Here is a 23,116-nt window from a genome sequence, read left to right as displayed (position 1 = left end):
TCATTGTTCCTGCACCACCGGTTCCGAGGCGGATCCCTCGGCCGGCCTTCCGGCACGCAGCACCGGCTGCCCCACGAGACTCAGCACCAGGGCGACGGCCCCGCCGCCGACCCCCGCCCACACCCCGGCGGCGAACCCGAACGCCTCGGTCAGCCGCCCGCCCGCCGCCGTACCCAGGGCGATGCTGAGGGCACCGGCACTGGTGAGCCAGGAGAACCCCTCCGAAAGCGCCCCCCTGGGGCACACCGACTCCAGCAGCGTGCTGCCCGCGATCAGCCCGGGGGAGATCGCGACGCCCGCGAGGACGGCGAGGAAGCACATCACGAGGGAGGAAGGGGCGAACGCCAGCGGAACCACGCCCAGCGTCAGCACACAGCAGGTCACCGACAGCAGACGGGCCTGCGACAGCCGCCAGTTCACCGCGCCGTACACCGCGCCCGCGATCAGGCTGCCCACCGAGATCAGGGCCAGGAACACCCCGCCGAGACCGGGCGCCGACTGCTCCCGCGCGAACGCGATCATCGTGACGTCGATCGCGCCGAACTGGAACCCCATGCCGGCGTAACACAGCATCAGAACCCACACGCCGGGCACCGTGATGGCGCGCTCGGGCCGTCGGCCGGGGGCGGCCGGCTCCGGCCTCGGCTCGGACCGGCCGTGCAGCGCCACGGCGACGGAACCGGTCAGGGTCAGCAGCGCACAGGCGATCAGCCCGGCCGCGGGGTGCACCGCGGAGGCCAGTACCGTGACCAGCAGCGGTCCGAGCAGGAAGATCGTGTCGTCCAGCATGGACTCCAGCGCGTACGCCGTGCGCAGCAGATTCTGGTCGACCATCACCGCCCACCGCGCGCGCATGAACGAGGTGAACGACACCGAGGTGCAGCCCGTGGCCACCGCCGCGAGGATCATCAGCACCAGCGGCGCCCCGCACACGATGGAGACGGTCAGCGCCGCTATCCCCGCCATGTGCGCCGCCGCCGCGGTGAGCAGCACCCGCCGCTGACCGACCCGGTCGGCGGTCCGCCCGAGCACCGGGCTGACCACGCCCTGGGCCAGCAGCATGGCCGCCGCCACCGCCCCCGCCTCGGCCAGCGAACCGGTCACCGCCGAGACGAACATGAGACAGCCGATGGACCGCATGGCGATCGGCAGCCGCCCGACCACGCCCCACACCGCCAGCGTCGCGGCGTCGGGCGACCGCAGTAATCGGAAATAGGAACCCAAGCCGGAAGGCGATGTTGAAACACCTGCGGACACAATGCTCCTGTCGGCGTGAAAGAGGCCGTTCCGGGAAACCGCGAAGATCCCGATCAGAAAGAGGACGTTCTGGGAAGACGTGACGACCCCGGTCCGGAGGACGGAAAATTCAGTCCCGGCACATCAAGGAAATTGACAGATCCCGCACATGGCTGCTTCGACCCCGCGCCCCCCTGGCCCGCCGTAGCGACCAGCCGATACTAGGATGGGCCCTACCCGGTGTCAACGCCCTTGATCCGCAAGCGATTTGAGGGATCCGGGTGCAGAGCGATTTCCCCGTTCCGAATTCTCCCGAAATTCTTCCGATGGGTTGCGGACGGGGCGTGGCACGAGACGGATATTGATCTTCCCCATACGATGGCTGCCGACCGCGTATGAACGCCGACCGCGTACGTGACGGGGAAGGCAGTCGGAGGGGCAGGAATTCGTGACCGAATCGATTCAGGAGGCAGTCGTGGCCGAGCGGATGTCCGGGAACCAGGAGGAACCGCCGAGCCCGGAAGGCGCCGAGGACGACCCGGCCACCGAGGCCGTGAAGCTACGGAAGAACGGTCTGGAGCCGCAGGTGAGCGACGAACTCGCCGCGAACATGACCCGGGGCTGGGCCGACACCGAACGGCACGACCTGGAGCCCGTCCCGCAGGCCGCGCACACCGCCCGCCGCCGCGCCGCCCTCTCCGCCCGTTTCCCCGGCGAGCGCCTGGTGATCCCCGCAGGCAACCTGAAGGTCCGCGCCAACGACACGTACTACCGCTTCCGGCCTTCGTCCGACTACGCCTACCTGACCGGCGACCAGACCGAGAACGGCGTGCTGGTCCTGGAACCCCGCACGGGCGGCGGACACGAGGCGACCGCCTATCTGCTGCCCCGCTCGGACCGGGAGAGCGGTGAGTTCTGGCTGTCCGACCGAGGGGAACTGTGGGACGGCCGGCGCAACAGCCTCACCGAGAACGAGCAACTCCTGGGCCTGCCCTGCGCGGACGTCCGCACGCTGGCGGACCACCTGGAGGAGGCCACCGGCCCCGTCCGCGTACTGCGTGGCCACGACACCGGCGTCGAGTCCGCCCTGACCGACAAGGTGACGGCCGAGCGGGACGAGGAGCTCCGGGTCCTCCTCTCCGAGATGCGCCGGGTCAAGGACGACTTCGAGATCGCCGACCTGCGCTTCGCGTGCGAGGCCACCGCCCGCGGCTTCGAGGACGTCGTGAAGGTCCTCGACAAGGCGGAGGCCACGAGCGAGCGCTACATCGAGGGAACGTTCTTCCTGCGCGCCCGCGTCGAGGGCAACGACGTCGGCTACGCCTCGATCTGCGCGTCCGGTTCGCACGCCACCACCATCCACTGGGTTCGCAACGACGGCCGGGTCCGCTCCGGCGACCTGCTGCTGCTCGACGCCGGGGTGGAGACGCGCAACCTCTACACCGCCGACATCACCCGCACCCTCCCGGTCGGCGGCAGGTTCACGCCGCTCCAGCGGAAGATCTACGACGCGGTGTACGAGGCCCAGACGGCGGGCATCTCCGCCGTCGGTCCCGGTGCCGCCTACCGCGACTTCCACGACGCCGCCCAGCGCGTACTCGCCGAGCACCTGGTCGCCTGGGGCCTGCTCGGCGACCTGTCCGTGGACAAGGTCCTCGAACTCGGCCTCCAGCGCCGCTGGACGATGCACGGCACCGGCCACATGCTCGGCATCGACGTCCACGACTGCGCCGCCGCCCGCACCGAGCTGTACGTCAACGGCACGCTGGAGCCCGGCATCGTGCTCACCGTCGAGCCCGGCCTGTACTTCCAGGCCGACGACCTGACCGTCCCCGAGGAGTACCGGGGCATCGGCGTCCGCATCGAGGACGACATCCTCGTCACCGAGGACGGCAACGAGAACCTCTCCGCCGCCCTGCCCCGGCAGGCGGACGAGGTCGAGGCTTGGATGGCCCGCCTCCTGGCCTGACCCACTGGCCCCGGGATCCCCCCCGCCCCGGCCTTTGCCCCGACGCGCGGGCCCGGGGCGAGGGGATCCCGGGGCACCCGACGCGCCGGACCGCGCCGCAGCCCCCTCAGCCCGTCTCCCACGCGGCGTCGACCCTGTCGTGCAGGGCGAGGAAGAGGTTGGTGATGACGGCGGGCGAGTTCATCGGGGAACCGAGCAGTTCCTCGGACTTGCGCAGCCGGTAGCGCACCGTGTTGGGGTGCAGGTAGAGCCGCTCTGCCGCGGCCCGTACGTCGAGCCCGCAGCCGAGGTACGCGACGACGGTGTCGACGAGGTCGTCGTGGGCGAGCAGCCGGTCGAGCTGCTGGTGCGCCTTGGCGGCCACCGCGGCGTCGTCGCGGCTCGCCAGCAGCCAGGTGGCCAGGTCGACGTCCTCGAACCGCAGGACCGATCCCGGCTGGTCGGTCCGCCCGGCGAGGCCCTCCCCGGCACGGGCGTGCCGACGGCGCAGCGCCACCCTGAGAGCGCGCTCGGCGTCCCTGGTCCGGGCACGGGCGAGGTGGAGGTCCTCGAACGGCTCGCTCAGTCCGACGTGGTGGGTGCGGGCCGCTTCCCGCAGCCAGTGGTCGAGGACGACACGGTCACCGGCGAGCCCGCTGAATCCGCCCGCCTCGTCGGCTTCCAGGACGAGCGGCAGACCGCAGGTCTGGGCCGTCTCCAGAAGGACGTCCCGGGGGTCGGGGAGCACGGGTGCCGGGCCGTCGCCGCGCGGGGGCGCCGTACCGGCCTTCGGGACGGCCACGAACGCGCGCATCGTCCGGTCCCGCTCGAAACGGAAGGGGCGCAGCCGGTCCCGGATCCGGGCGGCCGTGTCCGGGGTCATGCCCGCGCGGATCGTACGCAGGATCTCGGCGGCCTCGGTCACAGACTGGGCCGTCGTCAGGGCGCGCAGTCCCCGCATCGCTCCCAGGAGCTTCTGGGTCGCGTCCAGGATGGGCTGGCCGAGTTCGTCGACGACCTGCTCGCGGCGCGAGGCGATGGCGATCCAGTACCCGACACCGCGCAGGGCCACCGGACGCGCCGCGACGTGCCAGCGCCCCACGGTGAAGCCGTGCCGGCCGCCATGGCTGCTGCCGGCGCGCACCGCGCTCCAGATGAGCATCGTGGGGCCCTGGCCGGTGGACTCGACCACCCGCCCGGACTCCTCGTACAGGATGGCCGACCCATGCGTGAGCGCACCGATCCGGTGCACCAGGGCCTTGATCGGCTGGTCCGCCGACAGCGCCTCCAGCAGGTCCTCCTGGATGCGCAGGCGCTGGCGCAGCAGATGTGCGTCCAAGGACAGCTCGGCCTCGTAGACGTACTGCTCCACCTGCAGGAACGGCACCGACGGGTCCACCGCGAGCAGGTTCAGTCCGGCGGCTTCGGCGGCCCGGCGCAGGGCGGGCGGCACGTCCTGGAAATGGACGCCGACGCCGAAGAGGAGCGCCGCGGCCCGGCGTTGGACGAGCTCCTCGACCAGCGTCCGCTGCTGCCGTTCGGCATCCGGCAGACCCACGAACCTCAGGCCCGTGGTGAGCATGAGCCAGTCCTGGCGCAGCCACTTCCCGGCGCCCTCGATCTCGACCGAGTGCGCGCCCCGGACACGGCGGTCGAGATCGCCCTCGCCGACGAGCTTCAGACCGAGATGACGCTCCGCGAGCAGTCCTCGCACCGTGATGTTCCGGGCCCGTGACACGCACGCAGCGAACCAAATTTTGTACTGCGGCACAACCCCCGGCCCGTCGGTTTGGAGGAGAGCACATCGACCGGGCGCCGATGGTTCCCCATCCTGTTCTCCACTCCGCAATCGCGGCGCCCACCACCTCAGGAGCACTTGTGCCAAAGCCAAAACTTCGTGTGGCCGTCGATGTCGGCGGCACGTTCACCGATGTATGCGTCTTCGACGAGCAGGCGCACGCGACCCGCGTGACCAAGGTGCCGTCCACACCGGCGGACCCGATGCGCGCGGTCGTCGCCGGGGTCGAGCGGGCCGGGATCGACCTCGCGGACGTCGGCCTCTTCTCGCACGGGACGACCGTCGCGACCAACGCGCTCATCACCCGCCGCTTCCCGGCGGCCGCGATGGTGACGACGCGGGGCTTCCGGGACGTGCTGGAGATCCGGGACGGCACCAAGGACGACCTCTGGGACGCCTACTCCGACATCGCGCGCCCCTACATCCGGCGCCGCGACCGCTTCGAGGTGGCCGAGCGGACCGACGCCGAGGGCCGCGTCGTCACCCCGCTCGACGAGGAGGAGGCCCGCGGGCTGGCCCGGTTGCTGGCCCGCCGCGGCGTGACCACGGTCGCGGTGTGCTTCGTCAACTCCTACGCCAACAGTGCCCACGAACTGCGGATGGCGCAGATCCTCGCCGAGGAGCTGCCCGGGGCGAGCGTGTCCACCTCGGCGGCGGTCCTCCCGGAGATCTTCGAGTACAAGCGGTTCAACACCACCGTCGCGAACGCCGTGCTCGCCCCGCTGGTCACCGGCTACGTCGACCGGCTGGCCGACCACCTGCGCCGGGGCGGCTACGAGGGCGACCTGCTCCTGCTGCACTCGGGCGGTGGCTCGATGACCCCGCGGATGGTGGGCCGGTTCCCCGTACGCCTGGCGGCCTCGGGCATCGCGGCCGGTGCCATCGCCGCCCGGCACGTCGCCGCGCAGTGCGGGTACGCGAACGCGATCGGGCTGGACATGGGCGGCACCAGCACCGACATCTGCCTGGTGCACGAGGGGGAGTTGCGCACCACCAAGGAGTGGTCCGTCGAGTACGGCTACCCGATCATCTTCCCCAGCATCGAGGTGCTCACCATCGGTGCCGGCGGCGGCTCCCTGGCCTGGATCGACGAGGCGGACTCGCTGCGCAACGGCCCGCAGTCGGCCGGCGCGACCCCGGGCCCCGCCTGCTACGCCACGGGTGGCGAGGAGGCCACCAACACCGACGCCAACCTCGTCCTGGGCAGGCTCGGCACCAGCCTCGCGGGAGGTGCCAAGTCGCTGCGGCCCGAACTGGCGGAGAAGGCTGTCGCGAAGATCGCCGAACCGCTGGGGCTCCCGCTCGCCGAGGCGGCCGGGGCGATCGTCGAGGTCGCCAACGCCAACATGGCCGACGCGGTCCGGCTGGTCTCGATCCGGCGGGGCCTGGACCCCCGCGACTTCGCACTCGTCGCGTTCGGCGGCGCGGGCGCCCTGCACGGTGCCGAGGTCGCCCGCGAGCTCAGCATCCCGACCGTGATCGTCCCGCCGAATCCGGGCGTCACCTCCGCGCTCGGCTGCCTGCTCGTCGACATCCGGCACGACCTGTCCGCGATGTTCTCCTGCCTGGCGCACCAGGCCGACACCGAGGAGTTCGAACGCGCCTTCCAGGAACTGGAACGGGAGGCGTCGCAGCGCCTCGCCCACGAAGGCGTCGCGCCCGAGCACGCGGTGCTGGAGCGCAACGCCTCGATGCGCTACCAGGGCCAGTGGCGCTCGCTCGTCGTGCCCTGCGGCACGGGGCCCGGCGCCCTCACCGAGGCGGTGGAGCGCTTCCACGAGGAGCACGAGCGCGAGTTCGCGTTCCGCCGGGACGACACCCCGGTCGAGATCTACCAGCTCGGCCTGCGGGCGACCGGGGTCACGCCGAAGCCCGCGTTCGCCCCCCACGACCCCGTCGAGGGCCCGGCCCCCGAACCGGCGTCCACCCGGCAGGTCTGGTTCCCCGGCACCGGCTGGGCCGAGACCGGCATCCACCGCCGCGACGACCTCCCGGCCGGTACCCGCCTCCAGGGCCCCGTGATCGTCGAGCAACTGGACTCCACCGTTGTCGTCCCGCCCCGCGCCGAGGCCGAGATCGACGCCTGGCTCAACATCCGCATCCACCTCCAGGAGGCCTGACGTGAGCACCACCGAGCACCTCCCGCGCGCGCGGACGCTCGACCCGGTCACCTTCGAGGTCCTGAAGAACGCCTTCACCACCTCGGTCGACCTGATGAGCGAGCAGATCCTGCGGACCTGCTACTCCTTCGTCATCTACTGCCGGGACTTCTCCTCCGCGCTGTGCGACGCACAGGGCAACACCGTCATGCAGGGCAGCCAGGACATCGCCGTGCACGTCGGCACCCTGCACTTCCAGTGCAAGGCGGTCATCGAGTACTTCGGCGACGACATCCACCCCGGCGACGTCTTCGCCATCAACGACCCCTACCGCGGCGGCACCCACTTCAACGACATCAGCTTCATCCGCCCCGTCTTCGCCGGCGACGAGATCATCGGCTTCGCCCAGAACAAGGGCCACTGGGCCGACGTCGGCGGCACCGTCCCCGGCTCGTTCGACGTCACCGCGACGGAGCACTTCGGGGAGGGCCTGCGCATCCCGCCGCTCAAGATCTGGGACCGCGGCGACTTCCGCCACGACGTCGCCCAGCTGATCGTGCAGAACACCCGCTCCCCGTTCGTCGGCCTCGGCGACCTGCACGCGCAGTCCGAGGCGACCGCAGTGTGCGAGCGTGAGCTCCTGCGCCTCGTCGACCGCTATGGCCGAGGCACCGTCGTCGCGGCGATGGCCGAGGTCCAGGACTACGTCGAGGACCTGGTGCGCGGCAAGGTGAGCGAACTGCCCGACGGGACCTGGGAGGCCGTCGACCACCTCGACGCCGACCCCGGCGCCGACGAGGCCCTCGTACCGATCCGGGTGAGGATGACGATCGAGGGCGGCACGGTCACCTACGACCTCTCCGGCAGCGCCCCCGCCGTCGCGACCTTCCTCAACAGCGGCTACGGCGCCACGTATTCGGCGCTCTACGCGGGCACCAAGACCTTCTTCCCCGACGTGCCGCTGAACTCCGGCTTCTACCGCGTGGTGCTCGGCGACCTGGGCCCCGAGGGGACGGTCGTGAACGCCGGGTGGCCGATCGCGGTCACCGGATTCTGTTCGGGAGCCTACGAGAAGCTGATGAACGCGATCATCGAGATCTGGTCGCGGATCCTGCCCGAGCGGGCCATGGCCTGCTCGTTCAACCTCGAATACCTCCTCGTCGGCGGGCGCGACGGCCGGACCGAGGACCGGCCGTACTTCATGTGGTACGACTGGATGGCCGGCGGCTGGGGCGGCCGCCGCACGAAGGACGGCTCCAACGCCACGTCCCCGGTGTTCGGAGCGGGCCTCGCGGTGCAGCCGCTGGAGGGCCAGGAACGCCTGTCCCCCGTGCTGACCACCACGCACGGCATCACCACCGACTCCGGCGGCCCGGGGAAGTACCGCGGCGGCTGCGGCGTGGACAAGGGCGGCCTGCTCACCGACGCCGAGAAGACCGTCATGTCGTACTGCTGCGACCGTGCCCGGTCCATCACCTGGGGCATCGAGGGCGGTCTGCCGTCCGTCCCGCACGGCGTCTGGCTCAACAAGGGCACCGAGGAGGAACGCTTCCTCGGCAGCGTCTTCTCCAACGTCACCGTCGAGTCCGGCGACACCTTCACCCGCCCCTCGGCCGGCGGCGGAGGATACGGCGATCCGCTCGAACGCGACCCCCGCCTCGTCGTCGAGGACGTCATCGACGGCTACGTCTCGCTCGAACGCGCGGCCAAGGACTACGGCGTGGTGATCCGGCCGGTACGCCCGGAGCTCGACGAGTACGAACTCGACCAGGAGGCCACCGCCGCCCTGCGCACCGAGATCGCCGCCGCCCGCGCCGGCTGGCTCGCCCAGGACCCCGAGGAACTCGCCGAGCGCTACCGCGCCGGTGAAGTAGACATGCTCGACATGATCCGCCGCTACGGCGTCATCGTCGACTGGGGCACCGGCGAACTGCTCCGGGAGACGACCGACCAGTTCCGCCGCACCCTGCGGGACCGCGCGCTCGCCCACTGGGCCTGATCCGCCCCCGCACCCCGGGCGCCTCCCCGCCCGGAACACCCCGTCGGCGCTCTCCACGGAGCGCCGACGGGCTGCGGCCCGGTCGGGCGGGCCGGTGACGGCCGGTCTGCGCGATGTGCTACCTCTACTCGCGGAGACCGGCCCGGGCCGTCGTCGTATCGCCCTCGTTCGGCCGGAGGCAGTTCGACGCGGGCCTCGCGGCCTCGCACCACCGGACGACCGACCGAACGGAGACGAACAGCGTGGGCGTACCCCTCGCCTGGCTGCTGCGACGCCAGGAACTGCGCCTGAAGGTGCTGGCCGGACACGACAACCTGGACCGCGAGGTCGAGTGGGCGCACAGCATCGAACTCGCCGACCCCGTGCCGTGGCTCGGCGGCGGCGAACTCGTGCTCACCACCGGACTGCGGCTCCCGGACTCGGCCGAGGCCCGCGGGCACTACACCCGGCAGCTGGCGAAGGCCGGGGTGGCGGCCGTCGGGTTCGGCGTCGGCCTGTCGCACGCGCGGGTGCCCGACGTCCTCGTCGAGGCCGCGGACGAGACCGGGCTGCCCCTGCTCGAAGTCCCCCTGCCCACACCCTTCGCGGCGGTCACCAAGGCGGTCATGGAGCGGCTCGCCGAGCAGCAGTACGAGGGCGTGGTACAGGCATCCCGGATCCAGCCCCGGATGACCAGGGCCGCACTGCACGGCGGCGCCCAGGCCGTCGTGCGGGAGCTGGCCGTCTCCACCACGACGTCCGTCCTCTTCCTGGACCACGACGGCACCGCACGGGCCTCCCACCCGCCCGGTGCGAGCGCACCGGAACCCTGGGGCCTCGCCGGAGCGTGCCCGGCGGACCAGGCAGCGGCGGCGGTGAGCACCGGCCCGGACGGGGTGGTGGCGGTGCAGCAGGTGCGCGTGGGGCCCCGGGTGCACGGGCGCCTGGTCCTGACCGCGCGGCGGCCCCTCACGACGGTCGACCACCTGCTCCTCGGACACGCCGCGTCGCTGATCGCCCTGGAGGCGGAGAAACCCCTGCGGCTGCGGGACGAACAGAGCCGCGTGAACGGCATGTTCCTGCGGATGCTGCTGGACGGCACGGTTTCCGCGACGGCCTGCGCCGACCACCTCACCGAGTCGGGCTTCCCGCTCCGGGACGGTGTCCGCGTCCTGGCGCTGCGGGGCGGGGACCCGCGGCGCGACCTGAAGTGGGCGGGGGAGGAGCTGGCCCGGCGCGGCCTGCCCCTGTTCGGCGCCGTGCACGAGGGGTGTGCGGTGGTGCTGCTGCCCGGCGCCCATACCGAGACGGCGCGCGCCCTCGCGGACGGTGCGCCCTCCCGGCCGCGCTCGCGCGCCTGCGCCGGACTGAGCGACGTACACGATCCGGGGGACGGCCCGGCGGCGTTGCGCGAGGCCATGAACGCGGCGTCGGCGGCGTGGGCGCGCGGCCGCCCCGATCTCGTCGCCTTCGAGTCGCTGGCCGGACGGACGCTCATCGCCGACCCCGGGACGAGAGCGGCGCTCCAGGCGCTCGCCGAGGCCCGGCTCGGCCCGCTCGCCGCCCACGATGCCCGGCGCGGCACCGAACTGGTCGCCTCGCTGCGGGCGTTCCTCGAACACAACGGGCAGTGGGAGGGGGCAGCCGCGGTCCTGGGCGTGCACCGGCACACCCTGCGTGGCCGCCTGGAACGGATCCGGAGCATCCTCGGCGTCGACCTCGACGCGGCCCACGTCCGGGCCGAGCTCCTGCTGGCGCTGTCGGTCTGAGGGCCGTCCGTCGTCCCCGGCGGGCGCCCGACAGCGGCTGCGGCACCTCGCCGTGGTGCCGGGACGCCCGCATGCATCCGGTATGCGGGCGCCCCTCCGTCCTGCGACGCACCACATCCGACGCCGCACGCCGATCCGTCACGGAGGGCGGGACAACCCTCGGCAGGACCCCGGCCTCCCCGGCCGACGACGGCGCCGGGCGGCACCGGCCCGCCCGGCGGAGAGGCCGCGGCAGGAAGCCGGTCACACGACGGACGCGGCCTCCGCGGCGACGGCCTCGCCGAGCAGGGACAGCCCTTCCACCAGCAGGTCGTCGGGGATGGACAGCGGCGGCAGGAACCGCAGCACGTTGCCGTAGCTGCCCGCGGTCAGCACCATCAGCCCCTCCGCGTGGCAGCGCCGGGCGATCCGGGCGGCGAGATCGGGTGCCGGGAGCCGGTCGCCGAACGGTTCCACCAGCTCGATCGCGGCCATCGCGCCCCGGCCGCGCACATCCCCGATCACCGGATGCGCGTCACGCAGCGCGTCGAGCCGCCCGAGCATGGTGTCACCGATCGCGAGCGCCCGTTCCAGCAGGTCATGGGCCTCGATCTCGGCGAAGACCCCCAGCGCGGCCTCGCAGGCCACCGGGTTGCCGCTGAAGGTGCCGCCCAGACCGCCGGCCGGCACCGCGTCCATCAGTTCCGCCCGGCCGGTCACCGCGCCCAGCGGCAGACCGCCCGCGAGGCCCTTCGCGGTGGTGATCAGATCGGGCCGGACGCCCTCGTGCTCGCAGGCGAACATGCGCCCGGTGCGGGCGATGCCGGTCTGGACCTCGTCGGCGATCAGCAGGATGCCGCGGGCCCGGCAGATCTCGGCGACCCGGGGGAGGAACCCGGGCGCCGGCACGATGAACCCGCCCTCGCCCTGGATCGGCTCGACGAGGACCGCGGCCGCGTTGTCCGCCCCCACCTGCCGGTCCAGCAGGTCCTCCAGGGCGTCCGCGGCCTCCTCGGCGCAGTCGGCCGGGCCGGAGGGCCAGCGGTACGGGTACGCCATCGGGGCGCGGTGGACCTCGGGCGCGAAGGGACCGAAACCCTGCTTGTAGGGCTTGTTCTTGGCGGTGAGGCTCATGGTGAGCAGCGTGCGCCCGTGGAAGGCATGGTCGAAGACGACGACGCCGGGACGCCCGGTGGCCGCCCGCGCGATCTTGACGGCGTTCTCCACGGCCTCGGCACCGGAGTTCACCAGAAGGGTGCGCTTCTCACCGGGCACGGGCGCGTACTCGTTGAGCTTCGCGCACACGTCGAGGTACGACTCGTACGGGTTGACGAGGAAACAGGTGTGGGTGAAGCGGCGCAGCTGGGCGGCGGCGCGCTCCGCCACGGACGGGGCGGAGTTGCCCACTGTCGTGACGGCGATGCCGCTGCCGAAGTCGATGAAGGAGTTGCCGTCCGCGTCGACGATCACTCCGCCTCCGGCGGCCTCCACGAAGACGGGCAGCGTCGAGCCGACCCCGGCCGGGACCAGAGTGCGCTGACGGGCCAGCAGCTCGCGCGAGCGCGGGCCGGGGATCTCGCCGGTGATCCGTCGTACCTGCGTGAGACCGGGACCGCCGACCGGTCGGGAAGCACGGGGCATGGAAGGTCCTCCGAGGAACTGCGGGGATGGGGGCACCGAGCCAAACACCGCTCCGGCGACCGCGGCCATGGACGAAGCGGCGTGCCGGAGCCCTCCGGTACGGGACATCCTGTCCAGTGCGGTGGCACCCACCTGGTCCCCAGAATCGTCCTCACCGCCCGGAGCCCCGACGGACGGCGCGCACGGCCCCACGGACACGAGCCCGGGGGCCGGGAGCGGAGGCGTGCCGGCCCACGGGTGCGCACGGGAGTCATGGACGCGTACGGAGTCACGAGAGGAAGGCCGATGCGGCACAGTGCAGGCAGCAGCGTGGCGGCGGGCGGAGTCCCGAGACCGGCCCGGACCCTGCGTCACCTGGTCGCGGGGCGGTGGCGGCCCGGCGACGGCGACGAACTCGTCGACACCAGCCCGGCACGCCCGCACGAGACGGTGGCGACCGGGCGGCTCGCCCGCGAGCACGACCTCGACGAGGCCGTCGCCGCCGCCCGCGACGCCTTCCCCCGCTGGGCGGCCACCCCTCACCACGTACGCGGCCGGATCCTCGACCGGGCCGCCGACGTCATCGACGCGCACGCCGAGCAGTGGGGCGAGGAACTGTCCTGGGAGGAGGGCAAGACCCGGGCCGAGGGGATCGGCGAGGTGCGCCGCGCCGCCGAGATCCTCCGCTACTACGCGGGCGAGGCCTCGCGTCCCGTGGGCGAGGTGTTCGCCTCGCCCCGGCCCGGCGAGCAGATCCAGGTGATCCACCGCCCGGTCGGCGTGGTCGCGGCCGTCACCCCGTTCAACTTCCCCATCGCGATCCCGGCCTGGAAGATCGCCCCCGCTCTCGGCTACGGCAACACCGTCGTGTGGAAGCCCGCGAGCACCGTTCCGCTGCTCGCGGTGCGACTGGCCGAGGCCCTGGTCGAGGCCGGGCTGCCGGAGGGCGTGCTGTCGCTGCTCGTCGGCGACGGAGACCTGGGGGGCCGACTCGTCGAGCACCCCGGGGTGGACGCGGTGACGTTCACCGGATCGACATCGGTCGGCCGGGACCTGATCGCCGCCTGCGGTCGCCTGGCCCGGCCCGTGCAGACCGAGATGGGCGGCAAGAACGCGGCGGTCGTCCTCGCCGACGCCGACCTCGACCTGGCCGCGACCGAGGTGCTCGCCGGGGCCTTCCGTTCCGCGGGCCAGAAGTGCACCGCCACCTCCCGGCTCGTCGTCGCGGAGCCCGTCGCCGACGCCTTCCTCGCCCGGCTCACCGAGCGGGCCGCCGCCCTGCGGGTCGGCGACCCCCTCGACCCGGACACCGAGATGGGCCCGGTGATCTCCCTGCGGGCCAGGGACGGGATCCAGCGGGCCGTGAGCGAGGCCGCCGCCCGCCCCGGTGTCGACGTCCTCACCGGCGGCCGCCCGTACGACGACGACCGCACGACCGGCGCGTTCCTCCCGCCCACCGTCGTCGAACTGGCCGGGGACGACCCGCTGTGGCGCGAGGAGCTGTTCGGCCCGGTCCTCGCCGTGCGCCGCGCCCGCGACACCGCCGAAGCGTTCGCCCTGGCCGACGACAGCGACTTCGGCCTGTCGGCCGCCGTCTTCACCGACGACCTGCGCGCCGTGACCGCCGCCGTGCAGCGGATCGACGTCGGCATCCTGCACATCAACTCCGAGACGGCCGGCGCCGATCCGCACGTCCCGTTCGGCGGCGCGAAGCAGAGCGCGTACGGACCCAAGGAACAGGGCCGCGCGGCACGCGAGTTCTTCACCCGCACCACGACCGTGTACCTGCGAAGCTCCGGAGGGCCGACACCGTGACCACCTCCTGCGCGCTGCCGCTGAGCGGCGTCCTCGTGGCCGACTTCGGCCGCGTCCTCGCCGCCCCCTACGCCACCATGCTCCTCGCCGACCTCGGAGCCGACGTCGTCAAGGTCGAGCACCCCGCCGCCGGCGACGACACCCGGGCGTGGGGCCCGCCCCACGCCCACGGCCAGGCCACCTACTTCCTGTCCGTCAACCGCAACAAACGCTCGGTCGCGCTCGACCTGCGCGACGCGACCGACCGGCGCCGCGCCGCCGAACTGGCGCGCCGTGCCGATGTGCTGTTCGAGAACTTCCGGCCCGGAACGATGGAGAAGCACGGACTCGGCTACGACCGGGTCCGGGCATCCAACCCCGGCATCGTCTACTGCTCGATCACCGGCTTCGGCGCCGGGCCCGGCGCCGCCCTGCCCGGGTACGACCTGCTGATCCAGGCCGTCGGCGGACTGATGAGCGTCACCGGCCCCGCCCCCGGGCAGCCGGTGAAGACCGGCGTCGCACTCGTCGACGTGCTCACCGGGCTGCACGCCACGACCGGCGTGCTCGCAGCGCTGCGCCACCGCGACGCGACCGGCCAGGGGCAGCACGTCGAGGTCGACCTGCTCTCCACCCTGCTGTCGAGCCTGGTCAACCAGTCCGCCGGATACACCCTCGCGGGGCAGGTGCCCGGAATCCTGGGCAACCGGCACCCGTCCATCGCGCCCTACGAGGTCTACCCGACCAAGGACGGGCCGCTCGTCGTCGCCGTCGGCAACGACCGCCAGTTCACCGCCCTGAGCCAGGGCCTCGGCGCCCCGCACCTCGCCGACGACCCCCGCTTCGCCACCAACCCCGACCGGGTCGCCCACCTCGATGAACTGACCCGGGAAATCGGCGAGTTGCTCGCCACCCGCACCGCGGCCGAATGGTTCGAACACCTCACGCCCCTGGGCGTGCCCTGCGGCCCCGTCAACGACCTCGCCCAGGCGTTCGACCTCGCCGAACGCCTCGGGCTCTCGCCCCGGGCCACGGTCACCGGCGACGACGGCGCCCCCATGGACCTCGTCGCCAACCCGATCTCCCTGTCCCGCACCCCGCCCCGCCACGACCGCCGCCCGCCCCGGCTGGGCGAGCACACCGGCGAGATCACCGACTGGCTGGACACCCCCGACCCCACCCACCCAAGGAGCACACGATGAGCGCCACCAAGCCGATGAAGGACCCCCTCGACCTGCTCGACTTCTCCTCCGCCCTCAGCGAGGAGGAACGCGAGATCCAGTCCACCGTCGCCAGGTTCCTCGCCGACCGGGTCCGCCCGCACATCGCCGAATGGTTCGAGAACGCGCACTTCGCCCGCGAACTCGCCCCCGAACTCGGCAAGCTCGGCGTGCTGGGCATGCACCTCGACGGCTACGGCTGCGCGGGCACCAACGCCGTCAGCTACGGCCTGGCCTGCCTGGAGCTCGAAGCCGCCGACTCCGGCTTCCGCAGCTTCGTCTCCGTGCAGGGCTCGCTGTCCATGTACTCCATCTGGAAGTGGGGTTCGGAGGACCAGAAGCGGGAATGGCTGCCCCGGCTCGCCGCCGGTGAGGCGATCGGCTGCTTCGGGCTGACCGAACCCGACTTCGGCAGCAACCCCGCCGCCATGCGGACCAAGGCCGTCCGGGACGGCGGCGACTGGATCCTCGACGGCTCCAAGATGTGGATCACCAACGGCGACATCGCCGACGTCGCCACCGTCTGGGCGCAGACCGAGGACGGCGTCCGAGGCTTCCTCGTCCCGCGCGGCACCCCCGGCTTCACCACCCAGGACATCAAGCAGAAGATGTCCCTGCGCGCCTCCATCACCTCCGAGCTGTACTTCGACAGCGTCCGGCTGCCCGACTCCGCCCGCCTCCCCCTCGCCCAGGGCCTGCGCGGACCGCTGTCCTGCCTCAACGAGGCCCGCTTCGGCATCCTCTTCGGTGCCGTCGGCGCCGCCCGCGACAGCCTCCGTACGGCCCTCGACTACGCCGACGCGCGCGTCCAGTTCGACCGGCCCATCAGCGGCTTCCAGCTCACCCAGAAGAAGCTCGCCGACATGAGCGTCTCCCTGGGCAACGCCGCCCTCCTCGCCCTGCACCTGGGCCGCCTGAAGGACCAGGACCGCATCCGCCCCGAACAGATCAGCGTCGGCAAGCTCAACAACGTGCGCGAGGCCATCGCCATCGCCCGCGAATGCCGGACCGTCCTCGGCGCCAACGGCATCTCCCTGGAGTACTCGCCGCTGCGCCACGCCAACAACCTGGAGTCGGTGCTCACCTACGAGGGCACCAGCGAGATTCACACCCTGGTCATCGGTCAGGCCCTCACCGGTCAGGCCGCCTACCGCTGACCCGCCCCGCACGCCGGTTCCGGGCGCGCCGACCGCACGCCCGCGCCCGGAACCGGCGCTGCCGTCACTTGACGAGTCGGACGGAGTTGTACGGGGTGTAGTCGTAGTCGGCGTACGTGCCGGCTCGCTGGTGTCCGCCGCAGTTCGTGCCGCTGGCGTCGTAGCAGTTGCGGGCGGTCGCGCCCCCGGTCTGGTTGTTGAAGATCCGCTTGGTGCCGATCTGGTTGTAGATCTTGTGGACGCCGTAGCTGTAGAACTTGTAGGTGGGTTTGTCGTTGGCCCAACTGCCGTTCGGATAGAGGCAGACGGCGCCGGACGGACATCCGTGGATCGTGCCGGCCGCCTCTGCCGCGGTGGCGCCGCCACCGAGCGAGAGCACCGAGCCTGTGGCGAGGACGGCCGCCGCCGCGATCGTCCTGCCGATCGTGCTTCGAACCCTGCGCATGAGAGCTTCCCCCTTGTCGAAGCCGCGGTCCCGGTCCGGACCGCGGCCCTTCGTCGTTGACCGCTCGTTTATGAGCTCTTCCCATGATGGAAGTGCCACTCGCCGGGACACCAACAGTTTGCGGCACACGGAAAAGGTTCAGCTCTGCACACGGGGGACCGCATGGCACTGCGCATCCACTTCACGGCGGACGACCTGGCACGGACCACGGTGGTCGCCCGCCCGGACCACATGTGGGAGTTGGTCAACAGCCTTCACGTCCTGCAGTCCCCGTGCCCGCCGTCGGAGTACGGACCGTGGCTGCGCCACGTGCGCTCCCGGCTCGACCGACGGGACCTCCGCGCCCCCATCCGCTGCGTCACCACCCTCGTCCCGCGCCGAGGGGACTTCCCCGACTTCCTCACCCCGCCGGGCGCGGAGGACCTCGGCGCGTCGCTCGACCGCATCCGAGCCACCGCGGCCGCCCGGCTCCGCCGCGAACTCGCCGCGCAGTTCGGCCCGCGCACCCCGCCCCCGTGGGTCCGCCGCCTCGCCGACGGCGACCGCTCCGCCCGGCAGGACCTCCAGGAGGCCCTCGCCACGTACTTCCACGAACTGATCGCACCACAACTGCCGCTGATCGGCGAGACGTTCCACCTCGTCCGCGCACAGCACGGCCACGACGTCCTGGAGGGCGGTGTCGAACGGCTGTTGCGCAGACTGCCGCCGTGCATCCGCTGGACGCCCCCGACGCTGACCGCCGACTACCCGCTCGACCGTGACCTGCATCTGCGTGGCCGGGGCATCACCCTGATCCCTTCGTACTTCTGCGCGAAGGCCCCGGTGACACTCATCGACCCGGACCTTTCCCCCGTGCTGGTGCACCCGGTCGGCCACCCCCCTCCGTCGCCCGCGGATCCCGAGGGCCTGGCCGAACTGCTGGGGCGGACGCGCGCCAGGGCCCTCCGGGCGCTGAACCCGCCCTGCTCGACGGGCGAACTCGCCCTCCGCACAGGCGTGTCCATCGGCACCGCGAGCAAGCACGCCTCCGTGCTGCGCCGGGCGGGGCTCATCACCAGTACGCGGCGGGGCTGCATGGTGCTGCACGCGCTGACGCCGCTCGGCCGCGCCCTGGCAAGGCGCCGCTGAGCCGTTCCCCGACCGGCCGTGAGCCGGCCCGTTCGCCGAGGCGCCCGGGAATGGCTCCGATGGCTACGGCTTCAAGTTTTCGTTAGAGGGCTTCACGAAATCTCTTGACCTTTCGTTTCGCGCTTGGTTATAACTTCTGACGAACGCGTAGGCATCCAAGGGCTGTTGTCGAAGTGCCGTCGCACGGCAGGCGACGCCCGCCTGACAACCGACAGGGGGAGCACCATGTCCACCGTCCGCAGCACCGGCGTCCGCGCCGCCCTGCTCGCCGTCCCACTGGCCATCGGCCTTCTCGGCACCACGGCCGCACCGGCCGGGGCGACCTCCCAACGCTCCGGCGATTCCCTCACCTGCCGAGGGCAGGGCGTCGACCCCGACGCGCGGGTCCGCCACCGGACCGAGACCCTGATCCACGCGCCGTTGCGCACCATCTGGAAGCTGCAGACGGACGTGGAGCGCTGGCCGTCCTGGCAGGACTCCATCGAGACCGTGGGGCGCCTCGACCACGGCCCGTTCCGGAAGGGCTCGGCGTTCCGGTGGACGACCCCGGTGCCGCCCAACCCCGCCACTCCGGCGACCGAGTTGGAGATCACCTCGACGGTCGAGCAGCTCAGGCGCGGCTCCTGCATCCGCTGGACCGGCCCCGCGGTCGGTGAGGGACTGCGCATCGACGGCATCCACGTATGGAACTTCACCGAGGTCGGAGGCGGCGTCCGCGTGAGCACCGAGGAGACCCACACCGGTCCCCAGGTCGATGCGAACGTCCCCGCCGCGACCGAGATCCTGCGCCAGGGGCTCGAAGCGTGGCTGCGCGAGCTGAAGGCCGCCGCCGAAGCCCGCACCCGTTGAGATGACGGGAACGGCGGCCCCCCTGCTGAGCGCACTGGGCATGTACGGATACTCACACTTGACAACAGGGGTAATGGTGTGGACCTCGGAATTTCCGGCGCCCGGAAATGATTATCTCAAGGCGCCATCGAATCCCTTGATTTGTCGAGGAAAGTATGGGCAAGGAAGCCCCTGAATGGCATGTCCGGCACGCTGGGGGACGGCTGTCGAGGGCCCCGTCGCTGCCGTCCGGGTCGAATCCCCGGGACGTGTCCGGTTGATGACGCGGCCGTTGCGTGCCCGGTGCGTTGTGATGCGGCCGGCCGACGGGACAGCCCTTATCCGAGGTGCGGGCGGGGCGGGCCCGCGGCTCGTGTCGTCGAGCGCCGGCCGCCCCGTGCCGTCGGTCAGCGGTGGCGCAGTGCGGTGAGTGTCGCGGCGAGATCGGCCGCGCGGGGACGGTTGTGCGGCAACTTGGCCAACAGGACGGCCATGCCGCAGGTGTTGGTGAGTGCGGAGAAGACGAGGCCGCCCGCGATGCCCGCCGAGAGAAGCTGGAAGGCCGGGTGCACCAGCAGGCCGAGGAGCAGGCCCAGGAGCACCACCGTCCCCGCCGTGAAGCGCACTTGGCGCTCCATGCTCCACTTGGCGCGGGTGTCACAGGCGACGGGCCGTTGCAGGTCGTGCCCCGCGGCGGCCCACGCGCCGGTGCCGCCGGAGAGGGTGGCCGCCGGGATGCCCTGCTCGGCCAGGAGCTCGCAGGCGCCCTCCGAACGGGCGCCGGAAGCGCACACCACGAGGACGTCGCCGCGCTCCGTCGCGCGCCGGATCTCGGGCAGCGCGCGCCGGATCTGGTCCAGGGGGATGTTGAGCGAGCCGGGCAGGTGGCCGGAGGCGTACTCGCCGGGGGTGCGGACGTCGATGACGGTGAGCTCGTGCAGCCGGGCGTGGGCCTGGTCGGCGTCGAGAGCGATGGGGGTGTTCATGGCAGATGTGTTCCTTGATGGTCGCCGCCGCCCCGGATCGGGACGCACGGTACCCCTGGGGGTATTCTTTTCAGTGTTTTGCGGGAACGGAGGCAGTCGATTCCGTCATCGTCGGCGGGAATCCCGCTCGGACGGCAGGACTCCCGGGCAGGCGGTCGTCACACCACCGCGTCCACCAGCATGAAGCCGGCCACCGCCAGCAGGACCAGGGCGAACACCCGTTGAAGGGCGTGCCCGGACAGCTTCGCCGACAGGCGTCTGCCGTCCCAGGCGCCCAGGATCGCCGCGCCGGTGAACGGTGCTATGACGGCCCAGTCCAGGCCGTCGGCCGTACCGGCGCGCATCGCCAGGGCGGCCAGGGAGTTGACGGTGATGACGAGCAGGCTGGTGCCCACGGCCGCCCGCATCCGCATGCCGAGGACGTTCACCAGCGCGGGGACGGCGAGGAAGCCGCCGCCCACGCCGAGCACACCGGTGACCGCGCCGAGTCCGGCGCCGGCGGCCGCCGCCCGGCCCGGCCGTGCGCCGGTGGCGCCTTCCGGGGACGGGCGCGGTCTGAGCATGCGTACCGCGGCGGCGGCCGCGATCACGGCGAACGCCGCGGTCAGCACGGCCTCCGGCAGGCGTCCGGCGAGTACGCCGCCCAGCATGGCCGGGCCGATCCCGGCCGCCGCGAAGAGCAGCCCGGTGCGCCAGCGGACGTTTCCGTCGCGGGCGTGGGCGGGCAGGGCGGTGGCGGAGGTGACGGCGACGATGACCAGGCTCGCCGTGGTCGCCGCGACGGGGGTGAAGCCGAGCAGGTAGATCAGGGCGGGGACGGCCAGGACGCTGCCGCCGCCCCCGAGCGCTCCGAGCGCCAGGCCGATGACGGCCCCGGAGACCAGGGCGAGTATCACCGCGCTCACAGGGAGGTCCCGTTCCCGCCGGGCGAGTGCCCGCCCCGCGAGTCCCCGCCCGGCGAGTGCACGCCCACGCCCTGCGAGTCCCCGCCCGGGGGCCCGTCCTCGACCGGGAGCTCCGGCGCGACCGGGAGGCCGGTCACGACCGGGAGGCCCGCGTCGGCCCACTCCTGAATGCCGCCGATGACGTCGACGGCCTCGACGCCGCGGGCCCGGAGCAGTTCGGCGGCCTGCCGGGAGCGAACGCCCGACCGGCAGATCACGACGACCGGTCGCGCCCGCGCCGCTGCGGGCAGTTCGGCATCGGCGGTCAGCATCGCGAGGGGCAGGTGCACGGCGCCGGGGGCGTGGCCGGCCTGCCACTCGTGGGGTTCGCGTACGTCGAGCAGTACGCAGGTTCCGCCGTCTGCGGAGGCCGCGGTGCTTCCGGCCGCTCGCGCGTGCCCGGTGCGTGCGGCGGCCTCCTGCACGGTCACCCGTTCCGGGCCGCTCCGGTCGCGTCCGAAGAGGCTCATCGTGGTTCTCGCTCCTGTTCGTTCTCTGGGGTGCGTCGATCGTCTGGGCGCGTTGATCCGCGACGGCCGTCGTCAGCGCGTGCGGATCGTGAGCCCGGCCTGCTCGGCCGCGTCGAAGGGGTCGTCGACGGCGACGACGTCCCGGCCCGCGGCGTCGAGCAGGGAGGCGGCGATGGCGGCGCGCATGCCTCCGGCGCAGTGGACCCACACCTGTCCCGCGGGGATCTCGTGGAGGCGGCGGTGCAGGAGGTGGACGGGAATGTGGACCGAGCCCGCCACATGGCCCGCCGCCCGTTCGGACTCCCGGCGGACGTCCAGTACGACGATGCCGTCCCCGGGGTGCTCCGCGAGATCGGCGAACGTGGCCCGCCGGAAGGAGGCCGGGGCCTCGCCCTGCCGCACCCAGCGCGACGGTTCTCCGGTGGCCGCGGCGGCCGGGCGGTCGATGCCGACCCGCACCAGTTCGCGCTGGGCGGTGGCGAGCTGCTCCGCGGACTCGGCGAGCAGGGTCACCGGCTTGCCCCACGGGATCAGCCAGGCCAGGTAGGTGGCGAGCTGCCCCTCGGCCTCGAAGTTGAACGAACCGGCGACATGGCCTTCGGCGAACGCGACCCGGTTGCGCAGGTCCACCACCCACTCGCCGGCGGCGAGCCGGGCGGCGATCTCGTCGGCGTCCGCCAGGGCGGGCGGGGTCAGGTCGACCGGGGCGGGGCCCGCGGCGTTGGCCGGGCCCATGTGGGCGTAGTACGCGGGTATGTCGTCCAGGCCGGCCAGCAGATCGGCGACGAAGGTCTCCACGTCACGGGTGAGCGCCTCGTTCGACGCCTTCTCCTTGCCGATCGTGGTGGACTCGCCCGCCGCCTGCCGTGACGAACAGAAGCTGCCGAAGCCGTGGGTCGGCAGCACCGCCGCGTCGTCCGGCAGCTCGTCCGCCAGGCGGTGCGCGGAGGCGTGCTGCGCCCGGGCGAGGTGCTCCGTCAGTCGCGGCTCGACCAGGTCGGGCCTGCCCACGGTGCCGATCAGCAGCGAACCGCCGGTGAACACCATGACGGCCTTGCCGTTCTCTTCGAGCACGTACGAGGTGTGGTGCGGGGTGTGGCCGGGCGTCGCCAGCGCGCGCAGCGCCAGGCCGGCCTCGGCGTCGATCTCGCTGCGGTCGCCGTCGTGCACAGGCACGCGGTCGTAGGAGACGTGGGCCGCGGCGGGGACGAGGTAGGCCGCGCCGGTGAGCCGGGCCAGCTCCAGACCGCCGGTGACGTAGTCGTTGTGGAGGTGCGTCTCGACGACGTGGGATATCCGCACCCCGCGCCGCGCTGCCGCCGCGATCACCTGGTCGATGTCACGGGGCGGGTCGACCACCACGGCCGTCCGCTCGCCGCCCGCCAGGTAGCTGCGGTTGCCGAGCCCTGCCACCTCGATCGTGTCGACGAAGAACATGGGCACTCCCTTCCAGTGATTGCACTTACCCCCCGGGGTATATCTAGACGATAGCACGATACCCCTGGGGGTATTTTTCGAGGCGGGGAGAGCCCTGCGCGAGCGCGGGAGGGCCGTGAGCCGCGCGCACCTCGCAGGGCGCGGCCGGCAAACCGGCAGCGCGAAGAAGCACCCGAGGCCCTCCGCCGGTCGGCGCCCCACCGTCCCCACTATCGCCAGAGAGTGGTCTGGGCCCTGGAGAACAACCCTCGCCTGCCGACCGGGGAGGACACCTGGCGCC

At 72.5% G+C, this 23,116-nt stretch carries 16 protein-coding genes and 1 pseudogene; 9 read left to right on the top strand and 8 right to left on the bottom strand.

Going from position 1 to position 23,116, the window contains the following annotated elements:
- Window positions 1-1,224 (bottom strand): MFS transporter, encoded by a 1,224-nt coding sequence (locus tag AMK22_RS11155; RefSeq protein ID WP_073783907.1) that lies wholly within the window; start codon window positions 1,222-1,224, stop codon window positions 1-3.
- Window positions 1,225-1,723: 499 nt separating this feature from the next.
- Between AMK22_RS11155 and AMK22_RS11150 the strand changes: the two genes are divergently transcribed.
- Window positions 1,724-3,205 (top strand): aminopeptidase P family protein, encoded by a 1,482-nt coding sequence (locus AMK22_RS11150; protein ID WP_073784042.1) that lies wholly within the window; start codon window positions 1,724-1,726, stop codon window positions 3,203-3,205.
- A 106-nt stretch (window positions 3,206-3,311) separates the two neighbouring features.
- On the opposite strand, the gene AMK22_RS39130 is transcribed toward AMK22_RS11150, so the two are convergent.
- Window positions 3,312-4,922 carry a PucR family transcriptional regulator gene (locus AMK22_RS39130; protein ID WP_158072042.1) on the bottom strand — a complete coding sequence of 537 codons (1,611 nt, stop codon included), beginning with the start codon at window positions 4,920-4,922 and terminating at the stop codon, window positions 3,312-3,314.
- Between the two features lie 140 nt (window positions 4,923-5,062).
- Here AMK22_RS39130 and AMK22_RS11140 point away from each other — a divergent pair, with 140 nt between their 5' ends.
- The 3 genes from AMK22_RS11140 (at window position 5,063) to AMK22_RS11130 (ending at window position 10,828) form a co-directional block, all read left to right on the top strand.
- Complete coding sequence (locus tag AMK22_RS11140) at window positions 5,063-7,102, top strand: hydantoinase/oxoprolinase family protein (RefSeq protein ID WP_073783903.1); 2,040 nt, start codon at window positions 5,063-5,065, stop codon at window positions 7,100-7,102.
- Between the two features lies 1 nt (window position 7,103).
- Window positions 7,104-9,080 carry a hydantoinase B/oxoprolinase family protein gene (locus AMK22_RS11135; protein WP_073783901.1) on the top strand — a complete coding sequence of 659 codons (1,977 nt, stop codon included), beginning with the start codon at window positions 7,104-7,106 and terminating at the stop codon, window positions 9,078-9,080.
- Between the two features lie 242 nt (window positions 9,081-9,322).
- Window positions 9,323-10,828: a PucR family transcriptional regulator gene (locus AMK22_RS11130; protein ID WP_073784041.1), complete on the top strand. Its 1,506-nt coding sequence runs from the start codon at window positions 9,323-9,325 to the stop codon at window positions 10,826-10,828.
- A gap of 243 nt (window positions 10,829-11,071) precedes the next feature.
- Here the strand turns inward: AMK22_RS11130 and gabT are convergent, their stop codons facing one another.
- Entirely contained in the window at window positions 11,072-12,448 is a 1,377-nt protein-coding gene (gabT, locus tag AMK22_RS11125; RefSeq protein ID WP_073783899.1) for a 4-aminobutyrate--2-oxoglutarate transaminase, read from the bottom strand.
- Between the two features lie 285 nt (window positions 12,449-12,733).
- Between gabT and AMK22_RS11120 the strand changes: the two genes are divergently transcribed.
- Genes AMK22_RS11120 through AMK22_RS11110 form a run of 3 tightly spaced genes read left to right on the top strand, consistent with a single transcriptional unit; the run spans window position 12,734 to window position 16,598 of the window.
- Window positions 12,734-14,242 (top strand): aldehyde dehydrogenase family protein, encoded by a 1,509-nt coding sequence (locus AMK22_RS11120; protein WP_073783897.1) that lies wholly within the window; start codon window positions 12,734-12,736, stop codon window positions 14,240-14,242.
- The gene (locus AMK22_RS11115; RefSeq protein ID WP_073783895.1) at window positions 14,239-15,423 is read left to right on the top strand and encodes a CaiB/BaiF CoA transferase family protein; all 1,185 of its coding nucleotides are present in this window, start codon (window positions 14,239-14,241) and stop codon (window positions 15,421-15,423) included. Before AMK22_RS11120 ends, AMK22_RS11115 begins: the two co-directional genes overlap by 4 nt.
- Window positions 15,420-16,598, top strand: coding sequence for an acyl-CoA dehydrogenase family protein (locus AMK22_RS11110; protein ID WP_073783893.1), 1,179 nt, complete (start codon window positions 15,420-15,422; stop codon window positions 16,596-16,598). Before AMK22_RS11115 ends, AMK22_RS11110 begins: the two co-directional genes overlap by 4 nt.
- Window positions 16,599-16,662: 64 nt before the next feature.
- Here the strand turns inward: AMK22_RS11110 and AMK22_RS11105 are convergent, their stop codons facing one another.
- Window positions 16,663-17,043: a hypothetical protein gene (locus AMK22_RS11105; protein WP_073783891.1), complete on the bottom strand. Its 381-nt coding sequence runs from the start codon at window positions 17,041-17,043 to the stop codon at window positions 16,663-16,665.
- A gap of 162 nt (window positions 17,044-17,205) precedes the next feature.
- On the opposite strand from AMK22_RS11105, the gene AMK22_RS11100 reads away from it, so the two are divergent.
- Together AMK22_RS11100 and AMK22_RS11095 are read left to right on the top strand one after the other, a co-directional pair.
- Complete coding sequence (locus AMK22_RS11100; RefSeq protein ID WP_073783889.1) at window positions 17,206-18,171, top strand: winged helix-turn-helix domain-containing protein; 966 nt, start codon at window positions 17,206-17,208, stop codon at window positions 18,169-18,171.
- Between the two features lie 225 nt (window positions 18,172-18,396).
- Window positions 18,397-19,020 (top strand): SRPBCC family protein, encoded by a 624-nt coding sequence (locus AMK22_RS11095; protein ID WP_073783887.1) that lies wholly within the window; start codon window positions 18,397-18,399, stop codon window positions 19,018-19,020.
- A gap of 386 nt (window positions 19,021-19,406) precedes the next feature.
- Here the strand turns inward: AMK22_RS11095 and AMK22_RS11090 are convergent, their stop codons facing one another.
- The 4 genes and pseudogenes from AMK22_RS11090 to AMK22_RS11075 form a co-directional block, all read right to left on the bottom strand.
- Window positions 19,407-19,985 (bottom strand): rhodanese-like domain-containing protein, encoded by a 579-nt coding sequence (locus AMK22_RS11090; protein WP_073783885.1) that lies wholly within the window; start codon window positions 19,983-19,985, stop codon window positions 19,407-19,409.
- 158 nt (window positions 19,986-20,143) lie between these two features.
- A complete protein-coding gene (locus AMK22_RS11085) occupies window positions 20,144-20,890 on the bottom strand; it encodes a sulfite exporter TauE/SafE family protein (RefSeq protein WP_073783883.1) in 747 nt (248 codons plus the stop codon).
- Between the two features lie 134 nt (window positions 20,891-21,024).
- A pseudogene (locus AMK22_RS11080) lies at window positions 21,025-21,399 on the bottom strand (rhodanese-like domain-containing protein); the annotation flags it as partial.
- Between the two features lie 72 nt (window positions 21,400-21,471).
- On the bottom strand, window positions 21,472-22,836 hold the full coding sequence (locus tag AMK22_RS11075; RefSeq protein ID WP_073783881.1) for an MBL fold metallo-hydrolase: 1,365 nt from the start codon (window positions 22,834-22,836) through the stop codon (window positions 21,472-21,474).
- Window positions 22,837-23,116 lie beyond the last annotated feature (280 nt).

Source organism: Streptomyces sp. CB01580 (assembly GCF_001905795.1).
Lineage (GTDB): Bacteria > Actinomycetota > Actinomycetes > Streptomycetales > Streptomycetaceae > Streptomyces.
Note: the sequence above shows the minus strand (reverse complement) of the source record. Positions and strands in the feature narration are given on the sequence as shown.

Bases quoted from the DNA above. Each gene is read 5' to 3' on its own strand.
- AMK22_RS11150 (WP_073784042.1), top strand. From the start codon at position 1,724: ATGTCCGGGAACCAGGAGGAACCGCCGAGCCCGGAAGGCGCCGAGGAC.
- gabT (WP_073783899.1), bottom strand. From the start codon at position 12,448: ATGCCCCGTGCTTCCCGACCGGTCGGCGGTCCCGGTCTCACGCAGGTA.
- AMK22_RS11120 (WP_073783897.1), top strand. From the start codon at position 12,734: ATGCGGCACAGTGCAGGCAGCAGCGTGGCGGCGGGCGGAGTCCCGAGA.
- AMK22_RS11110 (WP_073783893.1), top strand. From the start codon at position 15,420: ATGAGCGCCACCAAGCCGATGAAGGACCCCCTCGACCTGCTCGACTTC.
- AMK22_RS11105 (WP_073783891.1), bottom strand. From the start codon at position 17,043: ATGCGCAGGGTTCGAAGCACGATCGGCAGGACGATCGCGGCGGCGGCC.
- AMK22_RS11100 (WP_073783889.1), top strand. From the start codon at position 17,206: ATGGCACTGCGCATCCACTTCACGGCGGACGACCTGGCACGGACCACG.
- AMK22_RS11095 (WP_073783887.1), top strand. From the start codon at position 18,397: ATGTCCACCGTCCGCAGCACCGGCGTCCGCGCCGCCCTGCTCGCCGTC.
- AMK22_RS11090 (WP_073783885.1), bottom strand. From the start codon at position 19,985: ATGAACACCCCCATCGCTCTCGACGCCGACCAGGCCCACGCCCGGCTG.
- AMK22_RS11075 (WP_073783881.1), bottom strand. From the start codon at position 22,836: ATGTTCTTCGTCGACACGATCGAGGTGGCAGGGCTCGGCAACCGCAGC.